The organism is Streptomyces sp. NPDC005423 (assembly GCF_040606415.1).
Lineage (GTDB): Bacteria > Actinomycetota > Actinomycetes > Streptomycetales > Streptomycetaceae > Streptomyces.
Genome location: NZ_JBEXET010000108.1, coordinates 1 through 1,946, shown reverse-complemented (window position 1 = coordinate 1,946; position 1,946 = coordinate 1). Strand labels below are relative to the sequence as shown.

The 1,946-nt window shown below is 67.3% G+C and carries 2 protein-coding genes and 1 pseudogene; all 3 read left to right on the top strand.

The window, feature by feature from the left end; genetic code table 11:
- The first annotated feature begins 365 nt into the window (after positions 1 to 365).
- The 3 genes and pseudogenes from ABZT12_RS39290 to ABZT12_RS39280 all read left to right on the top strand — a co-directional run bounded on the left by ABZT12_RS39290 (position 366) and on the right by ABZT12_RS39280 (position 1,730).
- The gene (locus ABZT12_RS39290; protein WP_356394657.1) at positions 366 to 1,040 is read left to right on the top strand and encodes an SUMF1/EgtB/PvdO family nonheme iron enzyme; all 675 of its coding nucleotides are present in this window, start codon (positions 366 to 368) and stop codon (positions 1,038 to 1,040) included.
- 57 nt (positions 1,041 to 1,097) lie between these two features.
- Positions 1,098 to 1,555: pseudogene (locus ABZT12_RS39285) on the top strand (phosphotransferase); the annotation flags it as partial.
- A complete protein-coding gene (locus ABZT12_RS39280) occupies positions 1,554 to 1,730 on the top strand; it encodes a hypothetical protein (protein WP_356394659.1) in 177 nt (58 codons plus the stop codon). The pseudogene ABZT12_RS39285 and the gene ABZT12_RS39280, both read left to right, overlap by 2 nt.
- The last annotated feature ends 216 nt before the right edge of the window (positions 1,731 to 1,946 follow it).

Sequence of the window (1,946 nt, the reverse complement as noted above, 5' to 3'; positions counted from 1 at the left end):
AACTCGACGATCTCCGCCTTGAACTCCGGCGTGAACGAACGACGAGGCCGAGGCTTCTTCTTCCCCATGCTCTCCATGATGGACATCCTCCCGGGGCAAAACCCCTGATCTCGAATGTCCGTCAAAGCGGATCAAGCCCAGAGATCGCGCGCTTCGGCACCCTTGCCGCGTAGATGGCCGCGGCGAGCGTCGGCGGGTGCGAGGCCCGGTACTCCCCTCCGCCTGCGAGGGGAGCGACTCTGAAGGGTGATCGATGGCTGTCTGTGTCGGTGAAGGATGACCACTTGCTGATTCGTGTCAGCCAAGGACAACCGTTGGTGGCTCTGTTGTCTCGCAATGGCAGGCCTCGTTAGGATCTCCTGATCATGGACGTGATGATGGGGAACGAGATGATCGCCATCCCGCCGGGGCAGGTGACGCTGTCGGACCGGCGGACACAGCGCAGTTGGTCGGTCGAGCTTGCGCCCTACCAGCTCGCGGCATTCCCGGTCACCCAAGCGTTGTACGCACAGATCACAGGCCAGCGGCCGAGTACCGCCCCTGGGGACCAGCTACCCGTCGAGTGCGTCTCCTGGTGGGACGCGGCGCGGTTCTGCAACGCCCTGTCCCAGTGCACCGGCCTCACGCCCGCGTACCACTTCCGTGCCGAGGCCGAAGACATCGAGTGGGACGCGTCCGCCGACGGGTATCGACTGCCGACCGAAGCCGAGTGGGAGCACGCCTGCCGCGCCGGGACGACCGGGCCGCGCTACGGGGATCTCGACGAGATCGGCTGGTACCGCGGTAACTCGCACGAGCGCATCCACGAGGTGGGCGGCAAACGCCCCAACTCGTGGGGGCTTTACGACATGCTCGGCAACGTCTGGGACTGGTGCTGGGATGTCTACGACGCCGAAGTCTATGGCGCCTACCGGGTGCTCCGTGGCGGTGGTTGGTTTGATGAGCACTGGAGTTGCCGGGCCTCCGCGCGGCGCCGCAGCCACCCGACTTTCCAGGTCGACGACGTGGGATTCCGCGTCGCGCGTTCCGTCGTGAGCTGATCCACGTCGTGTGCAGCCCGGCCCGCGCGGGGTCGATCGGGCGATAGCGTGATCCTCATGACGGCTGAAGACGAGGCGCTGACCGGCGGCATGGCGAACGCGGGGGCAGTCTTCCGCCGGGGGGGAGCGACCGGCACCGGGCAACGCGGGCGCCCTCCATCCCTATCTCCTTGCGCTGAAGGAGCACGGCTTCGACGCGGCGCCGACCCCTGTCGGTCTCACCTCGGATCGCCATGAGCAGCTGACTTGCGTCCCTGGCGACGTGGCTCTGCCGCCGTTCCCGGACTGGGCGATGACCAAGTTTTGCCCTCGAATCGGTGGGGAACCTGCTGCGGCGTCTGCATGAGACCAGCGCGGCCGTCGCGGCCGACACCCGCGCCGAGTGGCTTCCGGACCTCGCCGACCCGGAGGAGGGAACGATGTTGTGCCACAACGATGTCTGCCCGGAGAACGTCGTCTTCCGCGACGGTCGTGCCGCAGCCCTGATCGATTTCAACTTGGCGGCCCCGGGCCGTGCCGCAACCTCAGCGGGCATGCACACTGCTGCTGCACCGGCGTCTGGCCCGTGAGTACGACCACCGGTCCGTCACCTCCGTCTCGCGCGTCTTCTGGGCCTCCACCGCGAACATGACCCGCCGCCTCACCACACCGAGTCCCACCTGGCGCGACACCCTCGGGCTGGCCGCGTGAACGTCACCGAACTCCTCGCCGGCCTCCAGGCCCAGCACGACGAAGTCACCGCCCGAGCCGCAGAACTACGAGGTCAGATCGAGCACTTGACCTCTGCCCTGGCCGAGACCCAGGCGCGACTACACTGTGGCGCCAGCCCTCCGGCGTCGCGAGCAGGACGATGCCCTTCGGCATGCCGAAGGGAGGTCGCCTCTTCTTCTCCCGCTTCCGTCTCAC

Excerpts from the sequence above, each read along its gene's own strand:
- ABZT12_RS39290 (WP_356394657.1), top strand. The coding sequence starts at position 366 with ATGGACGTGATGATGGGGAACGAGATGATCGCCATCCCGCCGGGGCAG.